Below are 8,619 nucleotides of genomic sequence, written 5' to 3' on the forward strand. Positions count from 1 at the left end.
GACAGGCTCAAAAAATCGAATTCAGGAAAGTAATGGGCTAAAAGCAACGAAAAAAATTAAAGCTCCAACCGATATCACAGAAATGGCCACATACTTTTGAAGGCCTGACGGAAAAATTTATCCTCGGAAACAGTTTGTGGAATGGGATGTACAGGAAACCGACATCCTGAAATCCAGGAACAATCACCATAAAAACGCATACCTGATTTTTATCCCTGCTGCCATGGTCCTGACATCCCCGGTATAGGAATAACGTCCTGTTTTACCTGAGGATGTAAACACAGGGTTATAGGTAAACTCCCCCGGGCTCTGGGTACTGTAGCTCACCAGGTCATTCGTTCCGGTTTTATGAACTGTATTCAATCCGTATTCCATAAAGATCCCGAGGTAAAGCGCATTCTTCTTATTGATCATGGACTTGATCCCGGTTTCGAGAAGCAGGTTATACGAATTGTTGAGCTCCAGTTCCTGTCCGTTTATACTTTGGTTGCCAAAATCTCCCAACCCCATAAACAAAGGGGCTTCCAGAAGGGCATTCCATTGCGGGTAATAGCCACTGGTGTGAAGCCCCTTTGTTCTTACACTGTATTCCGTATGCAGGGGCAGCCCGAGTGACAATCCTCCCGCAGCATAAAACCGGGTGGCCTCTCCTCCGGACTGGTAGGTCACCGTAAGGGGGAGGTTCAGGTAGTACACATATTGTCGTTCTTCATAGGTATCGGCTTTGTAATTAAATTCAAATTTCTCCCCCTCGGGATCAATCGCGGGATAACGGTCCTCCAATCCGTTGAAAACCGCCCGGGAGTTATAGGACTGTATTTCCCCTCCCAATCCGAGGCTCCAGTGTCTGTTCAACGCATAGGCATAGCCAATGCCCCCACCCGCATTGTCCGAACGGAAGCGCTGACCTTTGTTCATATCATAACGAAGCGATGAAAATACACCGTTGACATAGACCGATACTTCGTGCTTTTGCTGCCCGTAGCCCCTGGGCAGGGTGAGCAGAAACAGCAAAACAACAGGAATGTTATGTTTTATGCAGGATGAAACTATCTTCATAGATATAGTACTTTTTATTTCACAATGATCTTAAAGGACTTTTGCAGGTCATCTGTAGTACACCGGATAATATACACCCCGGGAAGCATGCCCGAAACCTGAACCGTATTATTTTTTCTGTCCGTAACAAAGTGTTTGATTTCACGACCGGTATGGTTATAGAGCTGCACCTTCATATTTTCCCGTTTGGCTTCCGGAATATCAGCCTGTATATTTACGGTATTTCCCGTGAGTACAGGGTTTGGATATACAATGATCTTTCCGCTGTGCTGTATTTGCGGCTTCATGGGGCAGGATCGCAATACCTGTCCGTCCGTGGTGGTCATTTCCACATGATAGGTAGCATCAGGATCCAGGAGATCCGTGCTGTTATCTCCGGCCGAATAGTATTGTCCGCTACCTGTATAGTTGCCGTTTTTGTACCAGGCGTAAGTTACGAAGTCATAACCGCCATTGGTCTGCGGGTTGTTGTTGACCAGCAGTACGTTGTTGAATTTCTGAATAATAATATCGTCAGAAGCAAACCGTTTTTCCAGGACAACCTTATAGGTCCTGGTCGTATTTCCGTCTTCAGAGATCACCGTTATTGTCTCGGTATACAGGCCCGGTCGGGGCAGATCTACAGTGAATTGATGCGCCGGGTTAACTATGGCATTGGCTTCGGTTTCTATGGCTACTTCCACGGAACCTGCCATACGATCGCAATCTACCACGTAACGGGTTTCCGGTCCCGGATTTTCATAGACCATTCCGGCGATGCGCAATGTACGGATAGCGGCATCACTACTGCTGATGCGCAAGGTACGGCTTACGGGAGGCGCCGGTAAAAAATTAGGGTTACCTTCCTGGTTGGCGGTGATCGTTATTTCTCCCGAAGAAAGCAGGGTCACTGCTCCGTCCGGGCTTACCGTGGCCGCCGGGCCGGAGCCTTCATAGGTATAGGAATAAGTTACCGGTAGTCCGGAGGCTGTATAGGCGTCCAATACAAACCCGGACGTACTTTCGAGGTTCCGGGAAGGAATGGGCCGGAATACGATGTGCTGAGTGGCCCGGTACACCGTGAGTGTCGCCGTGAGTTCGGTATCCCGGTAATTCTCCCCCCCGTCGATCCGTGCCGTAACCGTCTGGGTTCCGGCATCTGTCCGGCCGTTGTTCAGATAGGTCACCGATACGTCTGCGGGCAACCGGCCCGTAACGGAAAGCCTATGTACCGAACCGTCATAAGTAAATCCGCCATCATCAAATGTAATGTGCTCAAGATTTGCAGGAGTGATGGTTAGTATGGCTTCTTCAAAAGTGATATTATAATTGCTTCCGGCCGTCAATGCTCCCTGTGCAATCGTATATTCCCCTACCGCTTCCCCTGTTTCACGCACAGGCATGCCCGTAAACGTATCGTTTCCGGCGAGGGCCGGACTTACGGTATAGGTAAGTTCCGGGTCGGCGGTGCCATACACTTTGGTTTGCCCGTCAGCTGTTACGGTTATTGCAGCCCGGGTAATCTCAAAAATGCCTCCGGTATAGCTGATGGCATAATTATCTGAGGTATATCCGGTAGCTGTAATGGCATACGTGCCTGCGTCCTCTCCGGGAGCCCGGCTTACGGATAGTGTGCCCTCCAGTAAGGTCTCTTCATCATTATGTACAAAACCGTTATAACTTACCGTTAACGCCGGGTCGGTCGCACCATAGACCTTGCTTTGATCGTCAGCGGTAATGCGCAATGGGGCTTTGTTTACCGTCAGGGTTTGTTCTACCGCTACAGCAGGGTTGGTATGACTGTCTCCGGGTTGCACGGCCGTGATGGTAGTGCTCCCGGCCCTCAGGATCGTGGCCTGGTTTCCATTAATGTTCACCACCGTCGGATCGGCTGCTGTGTATGTCACCAACAGCCCCCCGTCGGTATACGCATCTCCGAGGGTAAATATGGCATCTCCGTAGGTTTTTGCTGAAATAGCCGGAAAAGTAACGGACTGATCTGCTTTGACCGGACCGACCGGACTACTTTCTACTGCGGACCCCGACATATCGCCATCGCCAGGAGTAACCTCAAAGCTGATATATTTCCCCCTGTCGCCCCCCTGCAGGGTGTACAGGCTGGAAAGGGCTCCGGAAATCACCGTCTTTCCTGTTCCGGTATCATCGTCGGAACGATACCATCTGTACGCTGAACCGGCTTCGGTATCTCCGTCCGGGTCCGTGAACGTATAATGCCCGGTAAGCTGTTCGCCTACAGTCAGGATTCCGGCTACGGAAACTCCGGTGACTGTCGGGGCAGTATTGACCTTTTTTATACGGGTATCGGTAACGGAGGCCCCGGTATTTCCGGCGGCATCGGTAAGGACAGCAGACAAGGTAACGGTTCCGTCACCCAGGCCGCTCAGGTTTATCCCGGTAACCCGATCCGTGGCAGATACTATGGTTCCGTTCCCGGTTACATCCGTCCCGCCCCCGGAGCTTGAAAAGGTATACGCATAAGTTGCTCCAGTTTCGGCACCGGCAAAGGTAAAACTTACAGCGGATTGGTTGGCCGCATTGATAATATCCTGATCCAGGCCAACAACATAACCGCCTGGTGCGGTTTTATCCAGTACCGCACTATTATCACTGGATACCATTCCGGGAGTGCCGTATATGGAAGTTAAATAGATCTCGATTGTTAAAGTTCCGTTCGGCAAATTGCTCACATCTACGGTATAATAATCCGTGGTATTTGTTATAACAGCAGTACCTGAAATGGTTTGATTATTTCCATCCCCGTTACTGGATAGTGTATAATGAAGCGTGGTTCCGATTTCTACATCAGATACTGTGAAGGTCGTTGCACCTGCCTCCGATGCATTAATAAGGTCATCGTCCCAGCTCACAGAATAACCGGTCGGAACCGCTATATCGATTACCTCAAAACGCACACTTGTCGTGTCACATAAGGATGGGGTACCATAATCACAAACCTGGTAATTCAAACTGTCCAAACCAACATAATTATGGTTCGGAGTGTATGCTAAACTACCATCGGCATTCAGTACTACAGTCCCATTTATCGGTGCAGTAACTAATGAGGCAGTCATCGCATCACCATCAGGGTCGCTGTCGTTGGTCAGCACATTATTCGTCAGGACGGTATTGACATCGGTACTGAACTCATCTGCTGTTGCTATTGGAGCTTCATTTATATTTTTAATACTTGTTGCTATCACTGGCACTCCTGCATTTCCAAAACTATCTTCCAGCGATATTGTAAGGGTAATTGTACCGTTTTCCAATCCGCTTAAATCTATTCCTCCTATTTGACGTGTGGCTGCACTTAAGGTTCCTGATCCGCTAACATCCGTACCACCACCTGAACTGGAAAAAGTATAAGTATACTTCGCCCCGACTTCTGCTCCAATAAGGGTTAAACTAACGGCAGCTTCATTGGTGGCATTAATTTCCGATTGATCAATTGACACCGAATAACCGGCCGGCGCCACCGTATCTTTATTTACCGTATCATTAGTTGCTGATCCTGCATTCCCCACACGATCTGTCAAAGTCATATCTAACATAATTATTCCATCACTCAAACTACTTAAATCAACATCCGATATCTGATCAGTGGCAGTAATTATAGTTCCCGAACCGGTAACAGGTGTGCCTCCACCTGAACTGGTGAAAGCATAATTGTAGGTTGCTCCTGCTTCTGCTCCGGCAAAAGTAAAACTAACTGCAGAGGTATTGGAAATATTGATTTGTGCCTGATCTATCGATACCGAATATCCGGAAGGTACCACTGCATCAATTCGTATATCAGAAGTACTACCAACATTCTGAAGGGTTAGATCTGCATCTACATTCCCGTTTTGAATGGTTCCGCCATTTGTCTCCAATGCGCCGACAATTATCCCATCATTATCTTGATCCCCGGATTGTACCGTATAGCGATATACCAAAGAAGATGTACCACTTCCTGAAAGATAGTTTGCGTATTGGGTGGATGCTCCTATGGTAATGGAAAGCCTTGGAGCCCCTCCGGATGTATTTACATCAACATTTTTATCAAAATTAACAGTGAAATCCAGATTTTCCCCCGCACTGTACGTACTGTCAGCAGGGGTTACCACATCCGTTACTACAGGAGGTTCAGGATTACCCTGAAATTCATAGGCCCCAATGTCGATCATTCCACCGTTGGCATAGGCATAAACACGGGCATTGCCGGCCAGGTCGGTTTCGGATCCGGTCAGTGACCCCGTTGTGTTTTCCCAGAGGGTGTTGCTGCCCGTGTTAATGGCAGGACTGGTAGCGAGAAGACTGTAGTCGTCGTTATCGGGATCGGCAAACTGCGGGTCGGCATGGATCACTGCCGTAGTCTCAAAAGTAACCCCACTTCCGAAATCAGCAGTCACCATATCATTAGTGCCGTTGTTGTACAGGCTGTGGGAAACGCTAACGACCCCGTCAATCGTCGATGAATTATACATTTCATTACCTTCACCTTCCGCCCTGTTTCCGCTCAGGATGCTGTTGATCAGGGTAACGGCAGTATTCTCCATATTATTAATCCCGCCGCCGTCAGCGCCGGCCCTATTTCTGCTCAGGGTACTGTTGATCAGCATGAGGATGCCGCCACTACTTGAAATTGCACCACCCGATTTCCCTTTATTTTTAGTCAGGGTACTATTGATGAGGGTCAGGGTACTGTGAGCGGCGTTTATTCCTCCACCATCATTATCGGACTGGTTGTTGATCAATTGAGACCCGGCGACCTCGATATCGCTACTATAGACAACCAAACCACCTCCACCAAGGCTCGCATAATTTCCACGGAAGGTTATATGGGTAAGCGTGAGCGATGATCCCATGATAAACATCCCTCCGCCCTCACTGTCTCCGGCGTTTCCGGCTGTGGCAAATTGAGTGCCATCAGCCATACCGGCCGTGATGGTCACCCCGTCCAGCACCGCACCGGTATCCCGGTCCAGGGCGATGACCACATGGTGGCTGTTATTCCCATGAATCTGTGTCTCGGGGTCGGTAATAATCCCGTCTACCCCGGTATCGTTATCATCGATATCGCCGCTGAGTATGGTAACATTTTGCTGCCGGTCCCGGTCTTCAAGACCGGTTTCCGTAGCGTTAAAACCACCGTAAATTTCCACACTGCCCAACAATGGGAAATAGGCCCCGCGATCGGCAGGATTGTCGGTGGGGAGGTATTTGCCTTTGGCTACCCAAACCTGTAAGGTACCGTTGATATCCGCATCCCAATTATCGGCGGCCCAGGCCAGGGCATCGCGAAGTTCGGGGATAGCATTGGTCCAGCGATCGCCACTTCCGTTACCCCCGGAAACACCCCGATTGACGTAGAGAATATTGCCAACGCCCGGTTGAATGACCGGAGGAAGCACTTCTAAGGTAAACACCGTTTTGCAGCCGGCCGGGTCGTCATCGTAATGAACTGCTATCGTACTTGTCCCCGCCCCTTGAATTACAAGATAGAACCTACTATTCTCTTCACGTATAACAGCAACGGTAGGGTCGCTGCTTTCATAGCTCACATTGGTTGTACGGATTCCGGGACTTTCCCCCAGGGAACCTCCAACGGGCGTAAAAGATTCCAATACTACTTCCCTTCCCGGGTCGTAAGGCACCGTATAGGTCTGGTCTACCCCGAGAACAGGATTATAAAAGTGCACCTGTGAACCTGCACACGATTGTGCAAAAACACCCGAACCCGGTAAACCCGTAAACAGCAGTATCATCAGTACAACGATGTTTTGAGCTATAGCAAATGGAGAGGATTGTTTTAAAAAGCGTAAAGGTATCTTCATATAGGTCTGGTTTTATCAATTGTCACATACAAGAGCGTTGATATACAAAACAAGTGAAAGCGCCAAAGGACTATCAAACTTGTCTATATAAACTATATTCGGGTATAGTGAACCGGAAATTTCATCGAAAGCCCTGTAAAGGTTGGCGTTTGCAGTTTTGGCAAGGTCCAGTATGCTATCGCTCGGGAATAGAAAACAGGTGGCAGCTTCTCTATGTGATTGCGTAAGGGTCCATGAAAGCAGGAAATAGGCAGCACGATGTTCTTTCATTTTTTTTATCTGGTCTGCCATCATCTGCGAAACAGAATTTGTATCAGCATATTTATTATACACGTTGAATTCGCTGGAAGTGAAGAATCCTTTTCGATAATACTTCCCTAACTGGCTTTTATCCAACTTTTCCGTGACAACAATAACCTTACTGCCATCTGCAAGCAAATCGTTTAATTTTACATGGGTCAGGTCATTTGCTTCCGAATGGAGCAATCCGTTTATTTTGGACAATTGCCCGAACAGGCCGGTCCATTCCTCCTCATTGAAATGCCGATAACTGGCATTGCCAACATCGGCATTATAGTCGTGGGAAAGATTAAGGATAATAAGTTCTTTTCTCTTCGAAGTGAATTCATTAACTTCTTTTATTATGTCGGAAACAGATTCTCCATTGGCTCCTTGCCAGGTCATTTTTATGGCTTTCGTATAATGGCCGGTGTAATATTGGTCGCCGCTGATAACAGGGCGTATATCAAAATACCTCGAACCGTTGGCCAATTGCCCCCCGATGGAGAGTGTTTGTGTTAAGGTATTGCAATCCTCTCCAAAGAGGGTATGCCCGTTACGTTTATACATACCTGCATCATGCGACCCGGGAATCGCTATTTCCTTTAAGGTGTATTCCCCAATGGCATCCATGGTGGCCTGCATCCAGTTACCCGGGTCGATGGGAAAATAATTCCCTTTGGAACCATATAAGGCAAAAGGCATTGAGCCATCATGCCGCCAACCTAAATCTATGGTCTTGTTTAAGGCTTCTGGTTTGCTCGGTACATCAACTAATTTAACATAAACATCCCGGTCATGTTTAAAAGTTGCAGCAAACTCAATATATCTCGATGGGGTTTCATCGGTATCAGAAGCAAATCTATACTTTACTTCACCACCATCATCGTGCTCATCTTTAAATACACCTTCACAAAATTCAACATATACACGGACTTCAGTCCCTGCTTCGATTTTTTTTGGGAATTTCCAACCGTCCATTTGGTATTTATGATTGTGAAAACATATCCAATCCTGATCGGTCCGGTTCTGGATTAAAATGTGGCTTCCTTGTCCCATAACTATACTATTAAACGTCCATTAATTGTTGTATGAACCAATTATATCCCGAAGATATTTTTTGTCCATAGAAGTATTGGTTTTGCCCCAGTTTGAATGGGAACTGAACCCCGTATGGATATTTCCAGAATCCGCCCTGGATTTCATCACCCATTGTTCCATTGTCATGGAGTCGTTGAATAAACCAGTAATTGGTATCGATGTTCTGACCATAGAAATACAGGTTATGATTGATTTTGTAATGGAATTGAACTGCATAAGCATGACCCCATTTTCCATGGTCGGTTTCTGTACCCATTTTTCCACCGGGAAGCAATTCCTGAATAAACCAGTTCTTTTCCTTCATGTTTTGGCCGTAGAAAAACACGCTGTCATCTATCACAAACGGAAATTGAACTTTATATGCAAA

At 47.4% G+C, this 8,619-nt stretch carries 4 protein-coding genes; all 4 read right to left on the reverse strand.

All coding sequences use genetic code 11. From position 1 onward, the window contains the following. Nucleotides 1-183: 183 nt before the first annotated feature. Nucleotides 184-1,059: a hypothetical protein gene (locus tag BT112_RS02185; RefSeq protein ID WP_072315732.1), complete on the reverse strand. Its 876-nt coding sequence runs from the start codon at nt 1,057-1,059 to the stop codon at nt 184-186. 14 nt (nt 1,060-1,073) lie between these two features. Further along, on the reverse strand, nt 1,074-6,872 hold the full coding sequence (locus tag BT112_RS02190; RefSeq protein ID WP_072315733.1) for an MBG domain-containing protein: 5,799 nt from the start codon (nt 6,870-6,872) through the stop codon (nt 1,074-1,076). Between the two features lie 15 nt (nt 6,873-6,887). Beyond that, on the reverse strand, nt 6,888-8,132 hold the full coding sequence (locus tag BT112_RS02195; protein WP_175545725.1) for a PI-PLC domain-containing protein: 1,245 nt from the start codon (nt 8,130-8,132) through the stop codon (nt 6,888-6,890). 88 nt (nt 8,133-8,220) lie between these two features. Continuing rightward, nucleotides 8,221-8,619 (reverse strand): hypothetical protein (locus BT112_RS02200; protein WP_217652315.1); only part of this gene is annotated, 399 nt, incomplete at its 5' end.

This window comes from Sinomicrobium oceani, assembly GCF_900119185.1.
Lineage (GTDB): Bacteria > Bacteroidota > Bacteroidia > Flavobacteriales > Flavobacteriaceae > Sinomicrobium > Sinomicrobium oceani.

Coding starts and splice junctions, on each gene's coding strand:
- BT112_RS02190 (WP_072315733.1), bottom strand. CDS start 6,872: ATGAAGATACCTTTACGCTTTTTAAAACAATCCTCTCCATTTGCTATA.
- BT112_RS02195 (WP_175545725.1), bottom strand. CDS start 8,132: ATGGACGGTTGGAAATTCCCAAAAAAAATCGAAGCAGGGACTGAAGTC.
- BT112_RS02185 (WP_072315732.1), bottom strand. CDS start 1,059: ATGAAGATAGTTTCATCCTGCATAAAACATAACATTCCTGTTGTTTTG.